The 21,146-nt window shown below is 61.3% G+C and carries 21 protein-coding genes; 8 read left to right on the forward strand and 13 right to left on the reverse strand.

All coding sequences use genetic code 11. The annotated features are described in order from the left end of the window. Nucleotides 1-29: 29 nt before the first annotated feature. The gene (locus DACI_RS19685; RefSeq protein WP_012205751.1) at nucleotides 30-1,085 is read right to left on the reverse strand and encodes a sugar phosphate isomerase/epimerase family protein; all 1,056 of its coding nucleotides are present in this window, start codon (nucleotides 1,083-1,085) and stop codon (nucleotides 30-32) included. A gap of 142 nt (nucleotides 1,086-1,227) precedes the next feature. Here DACI_RS19685 and DACI_RS19690 point away from each other — a divergent pair, with 142 nt between their 5' ends. Next, entirely contained in the window at nucleotides 1,228-1,854 is a 627-nt protein-coding gene (locus DACI_RS19690; protein ID WP_012205752.1) for a TetR/AcrR family transcriptional regulator, read from the forward strand. Between the two features lie 4 nt (nucleotides 1,855-1,858). Here the strand turns inward: DACI_RS19690 and DACI_RS19695 are convergent, their stop codons facing one another. From DACI_RS19695 to DACI_RS32605, 6 genes are all read right to left on the reverse strand, one after another. Then, on the reverse strand, nucleotides 1,859-2,974 hold the full coding sequence (locus tag DACI_RS19695) for an acyl-CoA dehydrogenase family protein (protein ID WP_050771861.1): 1,116 nt from the start codon (nucleotides 2,972-2,974) through the stop codon (nucleotides 1,859-1,861). An 82-nt stretch (nucleotides 2,975-3,056) separates the two neighbouring features. Then, entirely contained in the window at nucleotides 3,057-4,388 is a 1,332-nt protein-coding gene (locus DACI_RS19700; RefSeq protein WP_012205754.1) for a c-type cytochrome, read from the reverse strand. A 17-nt stretch (nucleotides 4,389-4,405) separates the two neighbouring features. Next, complete coding sequence (locus DACI_RS19705; RefSeq protein ID WP_012205755.1) at nucleotides 4,406-6,706, reverse strand: xanthine dehydrogenase family protein molybdopterin-binding subunit; 2,301 nt, start codon at nucleotides 6,704-6,706, stop codon at nucleotides 4,406-4,408. Next, complete coding sequence (locus tag DACI_RS19710) at nucleotides 6,703-7,290, reverse strand: (2Fe-2S)-binding protein (RefSeq protein WP_012205756.1); 588 nt, start codon at nucleotides 7,288-7,290, stop codon at nucleotides 6,703-6,705. The genes DACI_RS19705 and DACI_RS19710 overlap by 4 nt, the downstream gene beginning before the upstream one ends. Nucleotides 7,291-7,470: 180 nt before the next feature. Further along, complete coding sequence (locus DACI_RS32175) at nucleotides 7,471-7,680, reverse strand: hypothetical protein (protein ID WP_157059687.1); 210 nt, start codon at nucleotides 7,678-7,680, stop codon at nucleotides 7,471-7,473. 237 nt (nucleotides 7,681-7,917) lie between these two features. Continuing rightward, on the reverse strand, nucleotides 7,918-8,094 hold the full coding sequence (locus tag DACI_RS32605; RefSeq protein ID WP_225970968.1) for a hypothetical protein: 177 nt from the start codon (nucleotides 8,092-8,094) through the stop codon (nucleotides 7,918-7,920). Nucleotides 8,095-8,709: 615 nt separating this feature from the next. Between DACI_RS32605 and DACI_RS19720 the strand changes: the two genes are divergently transcribed. After that, nucleotides 8,710-8,985 carry an H-NS histone family protein gene (locus tag DACI_RS19720; protein WP_012205759.1) on the forward strand — a complete coding sequence of 92 codons (276 nt, stop codon included), beginning with the start codon at nucleotides 8,710-8,712 and terminating at the stop codon, nucleotides 8,983-8,985. A gap of 259 nt (nucleotides 8,986-9,244) precedes the next feature. After that, entirely contained in the window at nucleotides 9,245-10,033 is a 789-nt protein-coding gene (locus DACI_RS19725) for an Hpt domain-containing protein (RefSeq protein ID WP_225970969.1), read from the forward strand. An 11-nt stretch (nucleotides 10,034-10,044) separates the two neighbouring features. On the opposite strand, the gene DACI_RS19730 is transcribed toward DACI_RS19725, so the two are convergent. From DACI_RS19730 to DACI_RS19740, 3 genes are all read right to left on the reverse strand, one after another. Continuing rightward, the gene (locus DACI_RS19730; RefSeq protein ID WP_012205761.1) at nucleotides 10,045-10,740 is read right to left on the reverse strand and encodes a response regulator; all 696 of its coding nucleotides are present in this window, start codon (nucleotides 10,738-10,740) and stop codon (nucleotides 10,045-10,047) included. A 63-nt stretch (nucleotides 10,741-10,803) separates the two neighbouring features. Next, nucleotides 10,804-13,734 carry a sensor histidine kinase gene (locus DACI_RS19735; RefSeq protein ID WP_012205762.1) on the reverse strand — a complete coding sequence of 977 codons (2,931 nt, stop codon included), beginning with the start codon at nucleotides 13,732-13,734 and terminating at the stop codon, nucleotides 10,804-10,806. A 132-nt stretch (nucleotides 13,735-13,866) separates the two neighbouring features. Beyond that, a complete protein-coding gene (locus DACI_RS19740) occupies nucleotides 13,867-14,523 on the reverse strand; it encodes a response regulator transcription factor (RefSeq protein ID WP_012205763.1) in 657 nt (218 codons plus the stop codon). Nucleotides 14,524-14,856: 333 nt separating this feature from the next. Here DACI_RS19740 and gloA point away from each other — a divergent pair, with 333 nt between their 5' ends. Next, complete coding sequence (gloA, locus tag DACI_RS19745) at nucleotides 14,857-15,306, forward strand: lactoylglutathione lyase (protein ID WP_043782039.1); 450 nt, start codon at nucleotides 14,857-14,859, stop codon at nucleotides 15,304-15,306. Between the two features lie 87 nt (nucleotides 15,307-15,393). On the opposite strand, the gene DACI_RS19750 is transcribed toward gloA, so the two are convergent. Continuing rightward, nucleotides 15,394-15,918, reverse strand: a complete 525-nt coding sequence (locus DACI_RS19750; RefSeq protein ID WP_012205765.1) for an OmpA family protein — start codon at nucleotides 15,916-15,918, stop codon at nucleotides 15,394-15,396. Nucleotides 15,919-16,157: 239 nt separating this feature from the next. Here DACI_RS19750 and DACI_RS19755 point away from each other — a divergent pair, with 239 nt between their 5' ends. Next, nucleotides 16,158-16,784, forward strand: coding sequence for a gamma-glutamylcyclotransferase (locus tag DACI_RS19755; RefSeq protein WP_012205766.1), 627 nt, complete (start codon nucleotides 16,158-16,160; stop codon nucleotides 16,782-16,784). Nucleotides 16,785-16,919: 135 nt separating this feature from the next. Continuing rightward, complete coding sequence (locus DACI_RS19760; protein ID WP_012205767.1) at nucleotides 16,920-17,558, forward strand: superoxide dismutase family protein; 639 nt, start codon at nucleotides 16,920-16,922, stop codon at nucleotides 17,556-17,558. Nucleotides 17,559-17,569: 11 nt separating this feature from the next. Here the strand turns inward: DACI_RS19760 and DACI_RS19765 are convergent, their stop codons facing one another. After that, nucleotides 17,570-18,142, reverse strand: a complete 573-nt coding sequence (locus tag DACI_RS19765) for a nucleotidyltransferase family protein (protein WP_012205768.1) — start codon at nucleotides 18,140-18,142, stop codon at nucleotides 17,570-17,572. Nucleotides 18,143-18,194: 52 nt separating this feature from the next. Here DACI_RS19765 and pdxH point away from each other — a divergent pair, with 52 nt between their 5' ends. Next, the gene (gene pdxH, locus DACI_RS19770; protein ID WP_012205769.1) at nucleotides 18,195-18,842 is read left to right on the forward strand and encodes a pyridoxamine 5'-phosphate oxidase; all 648 of its coding nucleotides are present in this window, start codon (nucleotides 18,195-18,197) and stop codon (nucleotides 18,840-18,842) included. 37 nt (nucleotides 18,843-18,879) lie between these two features. Here the strand turns inward: pdxH and DACI_RS19775 are convergent, their stop codons facing one another. Next, entirely contained in the window at nucleotides 18,880-19,833 is a 954-nt protein-coding gene (locus DACI_RS19775) for an AEC family transporter (RefSeq protein ID WP_043783543.1), read from the reverse strand. Between the two features lie 283 nt (nucleotides 19,834-20,116). Here DACI_RS19775 and DACI_RS19780 point away from each other — a divergent pair, with 283 nt between their 5' ends. Further along, the gene (locus DACI_RS19780) at nucleotides 20,117-20,986 is read left to right on the forward strand and encodes a pirin family protein (RefSeq protein ID WP_043782042.1); all 870 of its coding nucleotides are present in this window, start codon (nucleotides 20,117-20,119) and stop codon (nucleotides 20,984-20,986) included. The last annotated feature ends 160 nt before the right edge of the window (nucleotides 20,987-21,146 follow it).

A 21,146-nucleotide genomic window follows, 5' to 3' on the forward strand; every position in this document is an offset into this window, starting at 1 on the left:
TTTTTGAGGTTCTTTGGCTGCGGGCGTGCTCAGGCGATGCCGAGCATGGCGTTGATCTGGCGCTGGTCCACGGGGGCGCCGGCGAAGTCGTCAAAGATCTTGTCGGTCACGCGGATGATGTGGCGGTTGATGAAGTCCACGCCCTCGCGCGCACCGTCTTCCTGGTCCTTGAGGCAGCACTCCCATTCCAGCGAGGCCCAGCCCTGGTAGTCGTACTGGGCGAACTTGGAGAAGATGGCCTTGAAGTCCACCTGCCCGTCGCCCAGCGAACGGAAGCGCCCTGCCCGCTCCAGCCACGAGGAATAGCCGCCGTAGATGCCCTGGCGCCCGCTGGGCAGGAACTCCGCATCCTTCACATGGAACATGCGGATGTGCTCGCGGTAGATGTCGATGTAGTCGAGGTAGTTGAGCTGCTGCAGCACGAAATGGCTGGGATCGAACAGGATCTTGCAGCGCGTGTGCTGGCCCACCAGCTCATGGAAGCGCTCGAAGCTGGTGCCGTCGTGCAGGTCTTCGCTGGGGTGGATTTCGTAGCACAGGTTCACGCCCTGCTCATCGCAGGCGTCGAGGATGGGGCGCCAGCGGCGCGCCAGCTCCTCGAAGGCGGTTTCGATCAGGCCGGCCGGGCGCTGCGGGAACGGGAACAGATAGGGCCAGGCGAACGAGCCCGAGAACGTGCCCATGTCGCTCAGCCCCATGCGGCGCGATGCACTGGCCGACAGCTTGAGCTGCTCCAGCGCCCAGGCCGTGCGTGCGGCCGGATTGCCGCGCAGCGCCTCGGGCGCAAAGCTGTCGCACATGGCGTCGTAGGCCGGGTGCACGGCCACGAGCTGGCCAAAGATGTGCGTGGTCAGCTCGCTGGCCACCAGGCCGTGCGAGGCCAGCATGCCGTTGACATCGTCGCAATAGGTCTGGCTGCTGGCGGCCGTGGCCACGTCGAACAGGCGCTGGTCCCAGGCGGGAATCTGCAGGCCCTTGAAGCCCACGCCGGCTGCCCAGCGTGCGATGTCTTCCAGGGAATTGAACGGTGCCTTGTTGTCGGCGAACTGCGCCAAATGAAGGCTTGGGCCCTTGATGGTCTGCATGTGATTTCCTTGCGTTGAGCTATTGTTTGTTGATCGACAAAGAATAGTATCACGCCAATGCGGCTGCTTTTGCGAAGCCGATGCAAGACAGCATCACGGCGCCGCTAAGATGCCGCCCTGACTGTTGAGAAGGATGAGGAAGATGGCCGGAAGACCCAGGGAATTTGACCGAGACCAGGCGCTGGAGCGCGCCATGCTGGCGTTCTGGCGGCGCGGCTACGAGGGCACGTCCATGGCCGACCTGGTGCAGGCGCTGGGCATTGCGTCAGCGCGCATCTATGCGGCCTTCGGCAGCAAGCAGGACCTGTTCCGCGAGGCCGTGCAGCGCTACGAGGCCGGTGATGGCGGCTTTGCCGACCGCGCCATGGCCCAGGAGCCGCGCGTGCGCGACGCCCTGGCGCGCGTGCTGCGCGATGCCGTGGCCACCTATACGGACGATGCCCATCCGCTGGGCTGCATGGTGGTCACCGCCGCCACCAATTGCGCCGAGGAAAACGAGGCAGTCGCCGCCTGGCTGGCCGAACACCGCCGCCAGCGCACGCAGTCCCTGATCGACCGCCTTCAGCGCGCGCTGGATGAGGGCGAGTTGCGCGCCGGCACCGACGTGCAGGCGCTGGGCGATTTCTATGCCACGCAACTGCACGGCATCTCCGTGCAGGCCCGCGATGGCGTGCCGCGCCAGCGGCTGCTGGCTGCAGTGCAAACCGCCTTGCTGCTGCTGGACACGGCGCTGGAGCCGGCGCTGCAGCCCGCTGCCAAGGCGGGCTGAGCCGTCAGGCGCCGAGCTTTTGCAGTTTTTGCAGCTCGGCGCGCAACTGGATCACGCTGGGCGTGACGATGGGGATGAAGGCCGATTCACGCCAGCGGCGGGCAAAGCCATCGTCCGCGTCCAGGCTGTAGGCACGGCCGCCGGCCGTCTGCAGCTCCAGCTGCATGGCCTGCTGCACGCAGTCGTGCAGGGCCAGGCGCAGCGCGAAAAGCCGCTCGGGCGCCTCCACGAAATCGCCGGCCTCGACACCGGCCTTGAGTGCCGCCACCGCCTGCTCCAGATGGCTGCGGGTATCGTCCAGCGGCTGCTGCAGCACATGCCCGCCCTGCCCCATGCGCGAGGCGGCCTGCGCACAGGCCGCGCGCGCCAGGCCGATGGACAGGCCGCATTGCATGCCCAGGAAGGCCGGCCGCACACGCGGCAGGAATCCGCCGGCGCGCTCGGCCAGCAAATCGCCTTCGGTGATGGCCACGTCCTTGAGTTGCAAGGCGGCGGTGTTGGTGCCGCGCAGGGCAATCAACTCCAGATCCGGCGAGCGCTCCAGGCCCGGACGATCGGACGGCAGGGCCACGATCATGGGCGGCGCGCCGTCGTCACGCGCCACGGCAATGGCGGCCAGAAAGCGGGGGCCGCGCAGGTTGGTGCACCAGGGCACGCTGCCGTTGAGCAGCCAGCCGCCGCCTTCCCGGGCCGTGGCGCGGATATTGAGTGCCTCCAGCCCGCTGAGGAATTTCATGATGTTGGACAGCCCCGAGGCACCGGCCGCCTCGCCCGCCAGCAGCGCAGGCAGCCAGCGCTCGCGCAGGGCCGCATTGCCGGTGTTCGCCAGCATCTCGATCAGCACACGCTGGCCCCAGAAGGCAAAGGCGGCGGACATGGAGTGCGTGGCCACCTGGGCAATCGCCTCGATGGCATCGCCGGCGCTGCCGCCCTGCCCGCCCAAGGCATCGGCCAAGCCGTGGCCCAGCAGCCCGGCTTCGGCCAGATAGGGCACGACGGCGGCCGTGGCCTCGCCGTTGCCGGCATCCAGCGCCTGGGCACGTGCATCCAGCCATTGGCGGTCGGCGCCGGTCAGCAGGGGGAAATCGGGTATGTGGCTTGTCATCTTGCGGGTCACCATAAAAAAAGGGACCGCTGTGGGCACAGCGGTCCCTTGCCATCCTAGCGCAGCGCACAGGCTGCGCAGATGACGCAGCGCAGGCTCAGTGCGCCGCCACCTTGCCGGGGCGTGTTTCCTCGCGCAGGGCCTTGACCTTGTCGCTCAGGCCAGCCCAGGGCTGCAGGCCGTACTGGCTGCGCATGGTGTTGAGCAGCGTGGCGATCTGATCGTCGCTGAGGTTGTGGCGGAAGGCGGGCATGGTGCCCAGCTGCGGGCGCGCCGGTTGCGTGATGCCGTTGAGCACCACATGGATGGCGTTGGTCGGCGAGTCGCTGTACAGGTTGGTGTTCAGCGACAGCTGGGGACGCACGCCGAAGCTGCTGCCGGCCAGCACGCCGCTGGGATCGGCACGGTGGCAGGCCATGCAGGCGCCCTGGTACAGGCGGTAGCCCTGGGCGTCGACCGGCAGCTTGGCAACCTCTGTCTTTTCCTTCACCAGGGCCTGGGCGTCCCCTGCGCCAGCGGCGTCTGCCACGGGCTTGCGGTACGACATCAGGTAGGTGGCCATGGCGTTGATGTCCTCGGCCGACTGGTGGGACAGGCCTTCGATCACGGGCGCCATGGGGCCGGAGGCCACGCCGTGGCGCTCCGAGAAACCGGTCTGCATGTAGCGGACCAGGTCCTCGCGCGTCCAGGGCAGCGGAGCCACGGCCTTGTCGTTGAGAGCGGGCGCATCCCAGCCGTCGATGAAGGCGCCGGCCAGGTGGTCGGCACCCTTTTTCTCGGCGCCGAACTGGTTGCGCGGCGAGTGGCAGGCCGCGCAGTGGCCCAGGCCTTCGACCAGGTAGGCGCCGCGAATCCACTCGCCCGACTGGTTGGCGGGCGCGGGCTGCTCGCCCGGCTCCAGGTACAGCGCATTCCACAGGGCCAGCCCGCGGCGCACGTTGAACGGGAAGTTCAGCGCGGTCTTGGGTGCCTCGTTGGAGACAGCCGGCTCGGTCATCAGGAAGGCGTACAGCGCCTTCATGTCCTCATCGGTCACGCGGGTGAACGCGGTGTACGGGAAGGCGGGGTACAGGTAGTTGCCCTCGCGGTCCACACCATGGCGCATGGCGCGCTCGAAGGCCTCGTACGACCAGCGGCCGATGCCGGTTTCGGCATCGGGCGTGATGTTGGTCGAGTAGATGGTGCCGAAGGGGCTGGGCATGGCCAGGCCGCCTGCGTTGCGCTGGCCGCCCGGGGCAGTGTGGCAGACCGCGCAGTCGCCCATGTGGGCCAGGCGGCGCCCCTGGTCGATCTGCTGCTGGCTGAATTCCTGCACCGGGATCTGCTGCAGGGGCGCGATTTCGCTGCGGCCCGTGGCCAGCCAGAAGGCGGCGCCGGCCACGGCGGCCAGGCCGACCACGCCGAGGGTGATTTTCTTGAGTGTGTGCATGTTCCGGTCCTCCGCTCTCAGTTCTGTGCCTTGTCGGCCGGGGCTGCATCGGCAGCCTTTGCCTTGAGTGCGGCCAGCACGCGTGCCGGGGTGAACGGCACTTCGCGCAGGCGCACGCCGGTGGCGTCGAACACGGCGTTGGAGACAGCGGCGGCGCTGGGCACGGAGGCAGATTCGCCCGCGCCCATGGGGTCTTCGCCGGGGCGCTCGACCAGTTGCACGTCGATCTCGGGCAGTTCGTCAAAGCGCAGGATGGGGTAGCCACCCCAGTCCAGCGAGGTCACGCCCTTGCTGTCGAAGGTCACGTACTCCTTGAGCACGCGGCTGGTGGACTGGATGATGTTGCCGTGCACCTGGTGGCGCACGCCGGCCGGGTTGACCATCTCGCCGCAGTCATGGGCCACGAAGACCTTGTCCACCTTGATCACGCCGGTCTCGCGGTCCACGGTTACGTCGCAGATCCAGGTGGCCCAGGCCGCGCCGTAGCCAGGGAACTTGCTGTGGTAGTAGCGGGCATAGGCAAAGCCGCGGCCCTTGACCAGGCGCTGGTCGGCCGGCGCGGGGTTGCGGTGGGCCGGGCCATCCTGCCAGCCGGCCTGCTTGTGCGCAGCGTGCGTCAGCGCCACGGCGCGCGGGTCCTTCAGGTAGCGCAGGCGGTAGGCCAGCGGGTCTTCACCGGCCAGGTAGGCGCATTCGTCAATCCAGCATTCATGGGCAAAGACGTTGGGCAGGGCCGAGACGCCGCGCATCCACGAAGCGCGCACGATGGGCGCCGCATCCTGCGAGACCACGCGCATCTTGGGGTACTCGTACTGCGGGATGGCCGTACGGTCGCCCATCTGCAGCACCTTGGGCTTGTTGGGCACCTTGCCCGTCAGGATCAGGGCCAGGGCCGCCGCATCGTTGGACGGGTAGCAGGTCTTGAGTTCGTAGCCCAGCACGGCATGGTTCTCGTCCAGGCCGCCGCGCACGCGGATCAATTGGCCCGTGCCCTTGGGCTCCCAGGCGGCTTCCTGCTCGCGCATCAGCTGCACGCGCACCGGGCGGCCCACGGCCTGCGACAGCAGCACGGCGTCGGATGCCACGTCGTCCGCGCAATTGCGGCCATAGCAGCCCGAGGCTTCCAGGCGCGTCACATTGATCTGGTCGGCCGCCATGCCGGTCAGCGTGGCGATGTCCTTGCGCACGTCGTGCGGGTTCTGCGATCCGGTCCAGACCTGGATCTGGCTGGCGGACACCTCCGCCACGGCACAGGACGGGCCGATGGAGGCATGCAGGTGGTAGGGCCAGACGTAGTCGGCCTCGATCACCTTCTTGGCGCCCGAGAAGGCCTCGTCAATGCCCGCGTCCTCGCGCAGCATGCGGTCGGTCTTCTCGTGCTTGACCAGGGTGTCGTGCATGGCGTTCAGCGACAGGTCGGGCACGCCGGCCCAGTCCTTCCACTTCACCTCCAGCTGGCGCATGGCGGCAATGGCCTGCTCTTCGCGCTCGGCCACGATGCCCACGAAATCGCCCTGCACCACCACCTTGACGATGCCCGGCAGATGGGCGACCGACTGTTCGTTCACCGAAATCAGGCTGCTGCCCAGAGGCGCCGACGCATCAGCACCGCCATAGGGCGGGCGCACCACGCGGCCGTGCAGCATGCCGGGCACGCGCACATCGTGCACATAGGCCAGCGCGCCCAGCACCTTGGCCGGAATGTCCACGCGCTGCACGGACTTGCCGATGTAGTTGAAACCGCCGGTGCGCAGCGGCACTTCCTTGTCCAGCGCAATGTTCAGGTCCTGGCCCTGGGCCAGTTCGCCGTAGCCGATGCGTCGCCCGCCCTTGGCCACCACCGCGCCCTTGGACGTGGTCAGTGCGGACACGGGCTGCTGCAGCTTCTCGGCAGCCAGGCCCAGCAGCAGCTGGCGCACCTGCGCGGCGGCCTTGCGCATGGGGATGGCATCCACCTGGATGGTGTTGCTGGCAATGGTCGGGCCCTGGTTGGGCGTGCGGCCCGTGTGGCCCAGCACCATGGTGATGCGTTCGAACTCCACATCGAGCTCATCGGCCACCAGCTGCGCCAGCGAGGTACGGATGCCCGTGCCCAGGTCCACGTGGCCGTGGTAGGCCGTGACGCTGCCGTCCGCGCCAATGGCGATGAAGCTGCTCACCCGGTCGATCGGGGGAATGGGGAAGGCGCCGGCCACGGCGGGCGCCGTACCCGTGCTTTCAGCCACCAGGCCAGCGGCCGCCACCGAGCTGACCATGACCATGCCGCCCAGCTTGAGCAGGTTGCGGCGCGTCAGTTGAAGGGGGTTGGATGCACTCATGCTGCACCTCCCTGGGCGATCAGCACGCGGGCGCGGGCGGCGGCCCGCATGATTTCCACATGCGTGCCGCAGCGGCACAGGTGGCCGGACAGGGCCTGGGTGACTTCCTCGTCGGTGGCCGTGGGCTTGTGGTCGAACAAGGCCACCAGGGCCATGACCATGCCGTTGGTGCAGTAGCCGCACTGGGCGGCCTGCTCGTCAATGAAAGCCTGCTGCACAGGGTGCAGTCGGTAGACGGCCTTGCCCTGTGCATCGGCTGCCGGCTTGCCGGCAGGCATCCCCGGCACGGCGGCCGGATGGGCTGCTTCCCAGTCACGCGCCACGCGGGCGTGCTCGGCCTGGGTCGCATCCTGGGACAGGCCTTCCAGCGTCGTGACCTTCATGCCCTGGACCGCGCTCACGGGAACGGAGCAGGAGCGGGCCACCTTGCCGTCGATCAGCACGGCGCAGGCGCCGCATTCGCCCAGGCCGCAGCCGAACTTGGGGCCGTTGAGCTGCATGTCGTTGCGCAGCACATAAAGCAGCGGCGTCTCCGGGCTGACGCCCTGGATCTCGACCTCTTGTTGGTTGAGAGTGAATTTCATCGTATGCAAACCTTGTGGTTGACAACAGGTGCAAACCATAGGTGCGCACTGAAAAATCAGGCGACGGGCTCGCCGCGGCCAAGCCCGAAAAAGAAAGCCCACCGCCAGCGGGGTGGGCTGTTTTCACGTGGTTTTTAGAGGCAACTCTGATAGATGACTGCCTGTTGTATGCAAACGATTCTATGCCTCGGACTTGCCCATCACTGCCAGCTGGCGTCCGTCCAAGGACCTGCACAGACCCGCAAACTCCGTGGCTTTTTGCTCACAAAACTCACCATACAGATCGGAAATATCCACAAAAACATAGCGATACCAGCCGATCCGGAAACCTGCACCAAGACCCGAAAGATGTGCACCACCACAGTGCACAAAGGGCAGAAATCCTTGCATCACAGCCCCGGCCCAGTCTTGCAGCCATGCACGGCTGGGCATAAAGACAGCAAGCCCCCTGGCAGCCGGCGCATCGGCACGGCCATCACTTCAACCAAGCAAAACACTCGGCTTTTATCTGCATCAAATTCCAGTGAGAACGCTTGAAATTCCCGAGCACGCCATGCACAGCGCCCGCAAAACACGCGCCCGACTGCAGCATCAATGAACACAAGGCGCGGACCAGCGGCCCAGCCGTCAACGGGTGCCCGGCGTGATCTGGATGGTGCCCAGGCCCGAGCCCACGGCCTCACGCCGACGAGGTGCCAGCCAGTGCACCCAAAGGCCCTTGAGCCAGCCCAGCGCAAAGGCGCCTGCCAAGGCCAACATGCCCCACTGCCCGGCCAACAGGGCCACATATATCCAGTAAGGCATGCATCCCAGGCCGAGAAGGCAGGCCCACCGCCGCAGGGCAACGGAACGGGACTGCGACAGCCAGACGGCAAGGACTGCGGGGAGTGCGAAGGCGATCTGATCGATGCTCATGACCGCATCATACTGTATGAATAAACAGTTTTGCAGGCAAGACCACGTCTCTTTTGCGAAGGGTGTCACGGGACCACCAACACCCTCATCTTTCGCTTGCAGTCCGCTCGCCACCCTCCCCCCAAGCACACGCAAAAAGCCGTTGGAAAGCAGCGTACAGACTGGACTTCAAGAATTTCCAATGTGCGGTGCAGTTTGATCACGGCATCGCCTTTCACATCCCCTTCAATAAGCCAAACTCCTTCGCAGCCGATCACTCACCTCTGTGAACTACGGCGCTTCAAACCTGAAAGCGAGCGCATACAGGATTTTGAAGGGCTCCGGAACATACAGCGCCCCATAACTGCCGGCTCTTTACATGGCCTTTACCTGGCGTGGACCGATCATTTTGAACACGGTCAGGACAGCCAATGGCAGTCATAGGAGAAAATGATCGAAAGCATGCAAACTTGTTCTTAAAAAACCGTTAATATTTGCGCTTCAATCCATGAAAGGCAAACTACCGTGAACACCACATACAAAGAACTTCTGGCACAGCGCGAGGCACTCGAGGCCCAGATCCAGGCAGCACGCAAACAAGAAGTCAGTGATGTGATCGCCAAGATTCGCGGCCTGGTTCAGGATTACGGCCTGACTGCCGACGACATCTTCACGGCACGCCGCGCCCCCTCTACCGTGGCCCCCAAGTTCCGCAATCCCGAAACCGGTGACACCTGGACCGGCCGTGGCAAGCCCCCCGCCTGGATCAAGGACAAGGATCGCGCCCAGTTCGCCATCTGAAGCCTGGATAAACGCCTCCATGAAAACAGCCTGCAGTTCTCTGCAGGCTTTTTTCATTCTGGCGGCACTTGCTGCCACACCTGAATGCCCGGGCTTGGGCTTCCAAGGCCAGACGCCACGCAGGTGAAACAAGGATGCTCTATGGACATGTCCTTAAACATGCACCATGGATGGATGCCGTGGTCCAATCTTCCAGCCGGATCTGAAGCCTCCAGCGAGTGACTGACTGCAGATGCCGGCTCCAGATACTCGGTCACCCATGAAAAAACAGACATCCACCTTGGACAGTGCACCCACACCATACCGTTCTGAAAAGATCTCGACTGCCGCCGAATCGATAACCGCCACAGAAGAGCCCCCCTCCTCCGCTTTGTCATTTTCAGGCGAGCAGGTTTTGTTCATCTCGTCATCCGATGAACTGCACGCCCATCTGCTCCCGCACCTCAAAAGTTGGGGCCTGGCGACCACGGCCTGCCACCATCCCACGGCCATTCGCCAGGATCGCCTCCAGAAGTTCCAGGTTGTTGTGCTTTGCGGACCGAAAACGTCCTGGAATCCCAAGGATGAAAACCGCCTGGTGGCAGGAGCTGCAAGCATCATCGAATGCGAGGCTGATCACCCCCTGCAACCCAAGGTGATCAACGCCCGCATCATCGAAGTCTCCTGGCGTTCGCTGCAGGGCCTCTTTGATGCACTGCAACTGGCCGTTCAGCCCCGGCCTGCCAACAGCGGCCGCATTTCTTCAACCGATGACGTCGCCCATTTTCAACAGATCCCGGCCCCCATCAGAACGGCCTTTCTGGAGTCTGCACGCTCGTCGCTGGCGATCATCAAATCCAGCAAGAATCGCAAGGATGTGCAAAGAGAGCTGCACAATCTTTCCGGTTCACTGCGATTCTTTGACCTGACTGAGCTTTCAATACGCTGCGCCGGGCTGGAAAACGGCATCAACCATGATGGACTGATGCACCATGCGCATTCGCTTCTGGCGCTGGCATCGCAGCTTGACCAGCTCCTGGAAGAAATCCGGATCTCGAACGACAGATAAAAAACCGGCCGTCATTGAGATCTCGATGAGGTCACCCATCCGCACTCAAGGGCATACTTCATCAGATCAATGTCCCGTTCAATTCCAAGCTTGTGCATGGCCTTGACTTTCTGGGTACTGATGGTTTTCTTGCTTCTGTTCAGCTTGGCCGCGATCTCGTCGATACGCAAACCGGCCGCATAAAGCCTTACCACCTCCGATTCCTTGGGACTGAGCACCCCCGGTGATTTTCCTTCGCCGCCCATGACACCCGCATTCATTTTTTCCAGTCGCTCGGAAATGGCGGGAGAGAAGTATGTCCCTCCTGTATAGGCGGCATGAATGGCTGGAACCAGATGCAGCACCGGGTCCGCCTTGCTAACGATGCTGATGTTCGATACCTTGCCCAGCGCCTGGAGAATGGCCGAATTGTCCAGCATGGTCAGAACCACCAAACCCAGGTTCGGAAATCTTCTGGATATGTAGCCAAACAGATTCAAGCCATCTCCGTATTGACCTGTAGGCATGGAGTAATCCGACACAAGCACGTCAAAGCCACCCTCATCCAATTTTTTTACCAGATCGGTTGAATTTGAAACACTGGCTTTCAACAGGATTTCCAGCTCGGAAGACAGCTCATGCCGGATGCCTGAGATGATTCCAGGATGATCATCGGCCAGCAGTACGGATATATTCAAATCTTTTCTATGATTCGTATTGGAAAACATGATTTGGCACCATCAACGGAATAAACACAATCGTTCAGTGCAGCATCATTGCACTACGGCTCATCAGATATCTCTCAGGTTCTCCAGCAGGCCAGCCAGGGCATCATCCACTGCACGGAAGTGCCGCATATTGACAAGTGATGACAATCGGTCCATATCTTCCACTCTATCCTTCAGCCCAGCCACCGCAAATGACCCTTTCATGGCATGAATTTCACGGTGCACAGCCATCAGATCACCTTGCAGCAAATGCTTTCTCAACGCAGCCAATGAGCTTTCGGTTGCTGAAATCAATACATCACGATAAGGCAATCTGCTGCCCTGAACTTCCGCAGCTTCAACGGCACCCTTGCCGGACTTTCCTATATTTTTCCCAATGAATTCCTTGATGTTTTTCAAGGAGGCCGGCTTGACAAGAATATCTGCGATGCCAAATTTTGCACATTTGAATTTTTCCTGCTTGCCTGCATGTGCCGTTATTGCTCCCACAGGAATTCCCGGATAATTCTGCCTGATGCGCTGAGCAAGTACATAACCGCTCATGCCAGGCATTTGCAGGTCCGTAAGAACCAGGTCATAGATATTCTGCGACATCATTCGCAATGCGGATTCCCCGCCTTCTGCAGATTCTGCCTCGAAGCCGAGGATTTTCAGCTGATCCAGAAGCAGCAGTCTGTTGACCGGGTGATCATCGACTATGAGAACCCTCGCGCAACCACCCGCGCTTTCATCGTCTGCAAGCATGGCATCGTCATCGTCCTGCCCCACCGAAGCAGGAACAGGCCGGGCGTGGTATGCAGGCACGGTCAATTCAAATATGCTGCCCTTTCCTGGCACGCTGAAGAACCGGATTTCCCCGCCCATGAGATGCGCCATACGCTGACACAGCGTCAGGCCCAGCCCCGTACCACCAAATTCCGCTGCTATATCCGAGCCGGCCTGCTTGAATGCGTCAAAGATGAAAGCGTGCTGTGAAGGGTGAATGCCTATCCCGGTATCCGACACTTTGATCTTCAGCTCACCTGCCCTGTCTGATGCAAACACGTCAATCTTGCCTGCCTTGGTGAATTTCAAGGAATTACTGAGAAGATTGTTCAGGATTTGTTTTATTCTCTCGCCATCCCCTATATATCCATCCTTCAGCGAGTCATCAAGAATCAAGGAAAATTCTATTCCCGACTCAGCAGCCAGCGGTTTGTAAATGGCGGCCACTTGCCGGATCACGGACTTGAGATCAAAGCTGGTCAATTCCACACTCATCTGACCAGACTCGATCTTCGAGAAGTCGAGGACATCATTCAGCAGGGTCAAAAGAGAATGGGATGAAGATGATATGGTGGCGAGCCTGGTTTGCTGCTCTTCTGACATGGAGCTTCTTCCCAGTATTTCCAGATTGCCCAATATTGCATTCAGTGGCGTACGTATCTCGTGGCTCATGGCGGCTAGAAAAGAAGATTTCTCCTGGTTTGCTTCTTCTGCCGCCTTTCTGGCATCTTCCAGATTTCTTTGCACTTGCTTGTGCGCCGTGATATCGGCAAATCCACACAGCAGGACACGCCGCCCCTGATATCTGGCCTTCACCATGATCACTGAAAGCTCTGCAATTGTTCCATTGTAAGAGACCACGATTTCGCTGACCACCGGAGAATATTCAGGCTTTTTTCCATCCAGATATTTCTCACCGTAGAATCTGAGAAAATATTCAATCAACCGCTCACCAGTGGACTCATCATCCAACACCAGGCTTTCTTTGTACTTGTACATCATGCTGTTTTCCAGCAGCATCTTCTTTTCCTTGAAGTCAAGAAGACCAAGTCCATAAGGAGCCATGGCAATGATGGTTCGACTCAGATGCTCCGAGTCGAATACATCCTTGGCCTTTCCATATACCGGAATAAATACCCTGCCATAGAAATATATCAAAAAACACCATATAAGAATGATGAATATCAATGAAAGCAGCAAATATACAAGAGACTTCCCATTCAAAAAAACGGCATCTCTCCAGGAGAAAACCTGGAGAAATACCATGTTTGTATTCGATATCCTCGAATAATAATAAAAGCATCCATTCCTATAGACGGCGCCATACTTTCCAAGAATATATCGACTCATCAGACCGCCGCTGAGCTTCGACGCTTCTATATCAAGAAAATCACCTATTGCATCGCCGGTTTTTTCTCCACCCAGCGCAATGTTTCCTTGCGAATCAATAATAAAAAAAGAGTGCTTGTCTTCGCCCTGTTGCATCAGGCTCTCAATATATTGAGTAGGCATGTCACTCACTACCGTGAGAAATGGCTTGCCTTCGTGGAAAGCCGAGACAACAATCTGAAATGACATCTCCCCAGTCAGAATGCTTTTACCGGGAGGCAACCATATGGGATGGCGCAGCTTGGCCGACGCAATGGTGGGACGGCTGTCTTCAGGCAAGGTCGAAATCTGGTCCCTGAGTTTCAAGAGCATGTTTTCTCGCTCATGCTCGTTTAATTTCTGTGGAACAAGGACGCCTATGAACGATTTGTCCGGACTGAAGACATAGGCAGATATTGCTCTCCCATTTTGAAGAAAGCTGGAGTTGGCCAAATATGCCAGCTCTACCAAAATATCTCTGTAAGGCTTGTGTACATTCTTGTCAATCTTGTCCTCAAGCAATACCACAGGGCTTACACCTGCTATTACAGCATCTGCCCCGCCAAAGACACCAGAATGAGATATATGCGGCTGCCCCCAAAGCAACTCTGATGCAATTATCCCACGCATCATGATGACTTGCTTTGTTTCCACCTCCACCAGCACTCTGGTTCTCTTGCTCTGAAATACCGCTTTTCTTTCTTCTATGAAGTCGTTGAACTCAAACAGGGTCGCAAGCATTGCCACAGCAATGACAAGAAGAGAGAAAACCAGGCCACCACCAAAAAGCAGTGTCTTGTTATATTTGGATAGAAGATGGAGCTCTTCCTTTTCTCCAGCCTCTTTTTTGTATATTTCCATCTGCGCATCAAGACACAACCGTTAATCAGGCTGTGAATCTCCTCATGTAATAAATGGAATCTTTGCAAGAAAGCTGCGGATGGCATGGAACTCGGTCGGATCGTCTGCGGCAATGACGATGCATTTCTGCACCTATTTTCTTACGTCAATCCAGCCCATCTCAATTCCATAGCGAATGAGATCAATGTCCTTGCGTATACCCAGCTTGTTCATGACAGCCACCTTGTGCGTGCTGACCGTCTTGATACTGCGATAGAGTTTTTTTGCTATCTCGGACACCGTCATGCCAGAGATGAAAAGAAGCAGAACCTCTTCTTCCCGTTTTGAGAGCTCTATCGATGTACGCACCGCGCCCAGCCATTCTCCTCCCAGCAGCTTGCTTGCACTGGGAGATATGAATTGACCATCCGTGTATGCAGCGTAGATGGCGGGCAGCAGACTTCCCAAAGAATCCGTTTTATGGACAATTCTGTAGATTCCTTGGTTGGTAAGAGATTTGATGATTCCAATATTCTCTATCATTGTGAGCATGACGATCTTGACACTTGGAAATCTTTTACGAATGACATTCAGCATCACCAGACCATCACCGTAGGCTCCACCGGGCATGGAGTAATCAGTCACCAGCACATCACATTCGTTTTTCTTCAGAAAGCTTATGATTTCCGTGGAGTTTTTTGCTCGACCCACAATCTCTATTTCATGCTTGTCCTCCAAAACACTTTCTATGCCTGCCAGAACTGCCGGATGGTCATCGGCAATTAATATCCGCAAGACGAAATTTTTCATGACTCAAAAAATTTAGATAATTCGCACGAAGAACATTCCTATTCTAGGCAGCCGGCTACTAGGATTTAATTGGATTTGTCTGATTTTTCAATCCAAAAATCTAAGATTTGTCTGATTTGCAAGATTTAATGGCTAAAAATCGGGCATCAGTCCTAGGATCCACTCCTAGAATTCAACAGACAGTTGAATCAATGGTTGAATGGATTCGGGCCAGATGCCGTCGGAACCCGAAGTGCCCGATCTGCGGGAAGGCGCCAGACCTGTGCGCGATGGGATCACTGCGGCGCTTGGCGGGCAGCTGAAGAGATGGCGGAATCCCGGCACAATCGAGGGATGCGAATCCTCCACACCATGCTGCGCGTTGGCAACTTCCAGCGCTCCATCGATTTCTATACGCAGGTTCTTGGCATGCAGCTGCTGCGGACCTCCGAGAACCCGGAGTACAAATACTCCCTGGCCTTCCTGGGCTTCGAGGGCGGCAACCCGGCCCAGGCCGAGATCGAGCTGACCTACAACTGGGGCACCGAGTCCTATGACATGGGCTCGGCCTACGGTCACATCGCCATTGGCGTGCCGGACGCGTATGCCGCCTGCGAGAAGATCAAGGCGTCCGGCGGCAACGTGACGCGCGAGGCAGGCCCCGTCAAGGGCGGCACCACGGTGATTGCCTTTGTGACGGATCCGGACGGCTACAAGATCGAACTCATACAAGAGAATTCGCGAGCCCATGCCGGGACCCAGCCTGACGGCGACGCGAAGTTCGACCCGCTGCGCAATTCCTGATCCACGCAGCCATCAAAACAAAAGGCCCGGAGCGATTGACGCTCCGGGCCTTTTCTTTTTGGCCGTTTACAGCGGCAAGACTGAGGCTCAGTCCACCAGGATCACTTCCACGCGGCGGGCTTCGGCGTTGCTGCCGTCAGCCTGCAGCTGCTCGGGCTTCTTGAGTTCGACCTTTTCCTCAGCCACGCCCAGCGCGGACAGGGCGGCCTGGACTGCCAGGGCGCGCTTCTTGGCCAGTTCGGCGTTGAGTTCTGCGCTGCCCGTGGCGTCGTGGTAGCCCGAGATCACGGCGCGCTTGCCGCCCTTCACACCGGCGACCACGTCGGCCAGCGCTTCATTGGCGCCCACGGCCAGCTCGGCCTTGGCCGATGCGAAGTAGAACTTGACCACGCCGTTTTCGACAACGACGCGGGCCACATCTTCCTCCAAGACCACGGGCACCATTGCTGCCACAGGGGTAGCGCCGCCTGCTGTCTTCGCCGGGCCATGCGCAATGCCGCGCTGGTAGACGACGACGCCGACGACCGTGGAGACGACGAGCGCAATCAGCGCGAACAGGAAACCCAGGGCAAAACGTTGTTGGCTGTCGTCGTCGGAATGACTGAAGGACATGAAGCACTCTCCGTGAATGAGCTGTTGGATGAAAACCAGAAAGACTGCGAAAAACCGGTGGATTGTAGAGGGCCACCGTCGAGGGCCCCGTGCCACGCCCAAACCCCGCGCTGACGGCTGGCAAAAACTGTGGTGCGGCGGAGACAGAAGACCAGCCCTGCAAGGGCAAAGCACGCGCTTGTGCACCGTTTGGGCGTCCAGGCGTTAAAACGTCATTGTTCTTTCATGCTGTCGCGCCCATGTCCGCCCTGCCAGAATTTTCATTCGCCCGCCGAGAGTCACAGCCCATGCTGGACGAGGCGCTGCACCGATGGGGTGGGAGCGATGACCTCTGGATCTTTGGCTACGGCTCGCTGATCTGGCGGCCGGATTTCGATTTCTGCGAACGCCGCACGGCGCGTGTCTTTGGCTGGCACCGGGCGCTGAAGATGTGGAGCACCATCAACCGAGGCACCCCCCAGAACCCTGGTCTGGTCTTTGGCATGCTGTCCGGTGGCAGCTGCCAGGGCATGGTGTTCCGCATTCCCCGGCACCACGGCCACGACGTCATGAAAAAGCTGTGGCAGCGCGAGATGGCCAATGCCGTCTATGACCCCCGCTGGCTGCCCTGCCGCACCGGCCAGGGCACGGTGCAGGCGCTGGCGTTCACGCTGTCCCGGCAAAGCCCCAATCACACGGGCGAGCTGGCGCCCGAGGACTATCGCCGCATTTTCAGCGAGGCCAAGGGCATCTACGGCAGCACGCATGACTATGCTCGCGCAACCTTCGATGAGCTCAAGCGCCTGGGCATCCGTGACCGCGCGCTCCAGCGCCTGCTCAGCTACGCGGGCCAGCCCGACGCAGGCGCGCGGCAAGGCCCCGTTTGACGCCATCGCCGCGCACGGCTGCAGAACGCTGTGCTCTCCGACATGGCCGCCGTATCGCACGCTGCATGATGGCGGCTGCGCGCCGTGCGCCCCCGTGACTTTTCCAGTTCCCATTCCAACCAGGAGATTGCTGCCATGCCTTTGAACGCTTCCCAATCCAGCCACGCCGCCACTTCGCAGCCCTCCACCCCGTCCACCGCCGTGAAGCTGTTGATGGCTGCCGGCATGGTGCTGGCCCTGGGCGCCTGTGGCAGCCAGCCCAAGCCTCCTGCCGCAGCCTCCGCATCGACCCCGGCAGCCGTAACGACAGCGCCCTCCTCCCGCAATGTAGCCATGGCCCAGCTGCAGCCCACGCAAGGCAGCAAGGTCAGCGGCAGCCTGCAGTTCACGGCACAGGCCGATGGCAGCGTGCGCGTGCAAGGCTCGGTGCAGGGGCTGGCGCCGAATAGCGAGCACGGCTTTCACGTCCATGAAAAAGGCGATTGCTCCAGCCCTGACGGCCTGAGCGCGGGCGGCCACTTCAACCCGACCGGCCAGGCCCATGGCCGCTTCGATTCGTCGACCCATCACACGGGCGACCTGCCCAGCCTGCGATCCGATGCGCAAGGCATGGCAAGCATCGACTTCGTGTCGCGCGGCCTGGCATTGGACCAGGGCCCCAACAGCGTGGTGGGTCGTGGCCTGATCGTGCACAAGGACCCGGACGACTACACCACGCAACCCACCGGCAATTCGGGCGCGCGCCTGGCCTGTGCGGTGATCACGCGCGGTTGATTGGGCAGGGCTCAGATCAACTTCAGGCGCGCCTGCAGCACCAACTCTGCACGCGCCAGATCGTCCAGGGTGTCGATGTCGGTGAGCACGCCGGCATCGTCCACCTCCACCTGGACCACATCTCCGGCCTGGCGCAGCGCCTTCAGCACAGGCGCACCGCCCTTCTCGCCACTCAACGCCATGAGGGCCTCGCCGCAGGCCGCCCCAAAACCCACGGGATGCCCCCATTGGCCTGCATGGATGGGCTGCGCCGCCTGCGCTCCGCTGCGCAGCGCATCGGCCACTTTCAGCAGCGTCTGCGGGCTCACCAGCGGCAGGTCGGCTGGCAAGACCAGCCAGCCTGGCGCATCTGCCGTGGCGCGCACGGCGGCGGCCAGCGAGTCACCCATGCCCGGGTGGCCTGCATCCTCCAGGTGCCAGGGCAGACCGCTGGCGCGCACGGCGGCCAGCGTGTGATCGAGCACCGTGCTGCCGCCCAGCGGTGCGGACAGCTTGTGCATGGTGCCGCCCGAGGCACGGAAACGCTCGCCACGACCCGAAGCAAGGATGAGCACGCAGGGGCGGCCTTTGAAGTCTGTGAGCATGCGCAACTCTAGCGCAGCAAATGAGAGGCTGGGCGCAGGCACAATGCAGGCCATGAGCAGCATTTCCACCTCGATCGCCGATCTGCGCAAAAGCTACGAGCGCGCGGAACTGAGCGAATCGGCCTCCCTGGCCGATCCGCTGCAGCAGTTTGACCAATGGCTGCAGGAAGCCCTGAGCGCCCAGGTGCCCGAGCCCAATGCCATGACGCTGGCCACCGTGGGCGGCGACCTGCGGCCCAGCACGCGCATCGTGCTCATCAAGGGCTATGACGAGCGCGGCCTGGTCTGGTACACCAACTACGACAGCCGCAAGGGCCAGCAACTGGCGGGCAATCCGTTTGCAGCGCTGCAGTTCCACTGGGTGGAGCTTGAGCGCGTGGTGCGCATCGAGGGCCGCGTGGAAAAGGTCAGCGATGCCGAGAGCGACGCCTACTTCAACAGCCGCCCGCTGGACTCGCGCATCGGTGCCTGGGCCAGTCCGCAAAGCCAGGTCATCAGCGGCCGCAGCGTCCTGGTGGCCAATGCGGCCAAGTACGGCGCGCAATTCCTGCTGAACCCGCCGCGCCCTCCGCACTGGGGTGGATTCAGGCTGGTGCCCGAACGCTGGGAATTCTGGCAAGGCCGCAAGAGCCGGCTGCACGACCGCCTTTGCTACCAGCTGGAAGCTGGAACCTGGCTGCGCCAGCGCCTGGCGCCCTGATCCCCTGGATTGCTGGCGCTGCTCCTGCTGAAAGCCGTCAGCCCAGCAAACGCTGGGCCAGCCACAGCATCAGCGGCACGGTAAGCAGGGCCAGCGCCGTGGATACCGCAATGCTGGCGGACACCTCCTCCTGCATCACGCCATAGCGCTGTGTGAACAGGAACACGTTGGCCCCCACGGGCAGTGCCGCCGCCGTGAACATCACGGCCACCGGCAGGCTGCCCAGGCCGAAGGTCCAGGCCAGCGCAAGCAGCAGCAGCGGATGCACCAGGTTCTTGACCAGCGCGATGCCCACGGCCTCGCGCAGGTTCTGGCCCACCTTGGTATAGGCCAGGGTCACCCCCACCAGCAGCAGCGCCATGGGTCCCAGTGCCTGGCCCAAGACCTGCAGGGAGCGATCCACCACCCCAGGAAGAGCCAGCCCGGTCTGTGCGAACAGCAGGCCGGCGAGTATGGGCAGCGGCACAGGATGGACGATGCCGTTGCGCACGGCCTGCAGCACCGTGCGCCACATGGGGCGCGGCGCGCTCTGGCCCGACCGCTGGTGCTCGCGGGCCTCGGCCAGCTCGAACACGATGGTGGCCGCCGTGAGCAGAATCAGCGCGTGCAGCGAAACGAGGGTGAACAGCGTCACCAGACCGCCCTCCCCGTAGACCAGCCCCACCAGCGGCACGCCGATCATGACGGTGTTGCTGAACATATTGGCCAGCCCCCGCGCGGCCGAACGCGTGGAAAAACCGCCCAGGACCATGGACACCCCGAAGATCAGTGCAGTCGCCAGGAAATACAGCGCCACGGGCTGAAAGTCCAGCTCCTGCATGCGCACCGCGCCCATGGTGCGGAACAGCAGCGCCGGCGTGAGCACCAGGAAAACGAGGTTGGACAAATCCTTGATGGCGGCGGCCCGCACCCAGCCCAGGCGGGCGGCGAGAAAGCCTGCGCCAATGCAAAGAATGACGGGGATGAGGGAGGCAAAGACGGGAGAGTTCACTGAAGCGGGATCGGGAAGCTGCGCCTGCGCAGGCTGGCGGCGCGCGCAGATTATGCGCCGCAGGCCAGGCCCTGCCTCATTCGCCTGCAGCAACGCGGGGCTGGCAACCAGGCACTGCGCCCTTTCGGCCAGCACACGCAGCATGGTCATTGTTCTTTATTCAGGACGATGAAGGCAAATTTTGCTATCTACCGCATTCATCGTTCAAATCCTAAGATTCTCCCATGTGCAAAAAATGGCTGGCGCTAACGCTGCGGCAGCCACGATTCCCAAGGAGAAGCAAATGCTCAAGAAGATGCTCGGCGTCTACAGCGCTCCCCGTGCCCATTGGGTGGGCGACGGCTTTCCCGTGCGCTCGCTGTTCAGCTATGGCAACCATGGTGCGGCTCTGAGCCCCTTTCTGCTGCTGGACCACGCAGGCCCCGCCAGCTTCGAGCCGGCTGCCCAGCCTCGCGGCGTGGGCGTGCATCCGCACCGCGGCTTCGAGACCGTGACCATCGTCTATGAGGGCGAAGTCGAGCACCGGGACTCGACCGGTGCTGGCGGGCTGATCGGCCCTGGCGACGTGCAGTGGATGACGGCTGGCGCGGGCATCCTGCATGAGGAATTCCATTCCCATGCGTTCACCGAACGCGGCGGGCGGCTGGAGATGGTGCAGCTGTGGGTGAACCTGCCCGCCAGGGACAAGTCGGTTGCGCCTGGCTACCAGACCCTGGTGGATGGACAGATCCCGTCCGTGGAACTGCCAGGCGGCTCAGGCCGGGTGCGGGTGATTGCCGGAGCCTTTGGCAACAGCCAGGGGCCGGCGCGCACCTTCACGCCCATCAATGTCTGGGACCTGCGCCTGAAAGCCGGCAGCAGCACCGAACTGTGCGCCAAGCCTGGACATACGCTGGCCCTGGTCGTGCTGCATGGCACGGTGCTGGTCAACGACGACGAGGTTGTTCGCGAAGGCCAGCTGGTGCACTTCGATCGCGAGGCTGACATGGTGCGCCTGGAGGCCAACAACGACGCCACCGTGCTGTGGCTCGAGGGCGAGCCCATCGAGGAGCCCGTGGTGGGCCACGGCCCGTTCGTGATGAACAGCGAGGCCGAGATCCGCGAGGCCATTGCCGACTTCAACGCTGGCCGATTCGGGCGCATGGCAGCTTGACCGCTGCGGCCCCTGTCCTGAAGACAGGGGCCGCCTTCTGCCCTCCCCTTGCTTCCCCTGGACCAGCGCTTGCGATCACCAGCGCGCAGAGCCGGCGCGGGTGCTTGAAAGTGCACAACACACTCTAGAGACGTGCCAAGGACTCGAATCCAAGCCGAAC

Source organism: Delftia acidovorans SPH-1 (assembly GCF_000018665.1).
Lineage (GTDB): Bacteria > Pseudomonadota > Gammaproteobacteria > Burkholderiales > Burkholderiaceae_C > Comamonas > Comamonas acidovorans.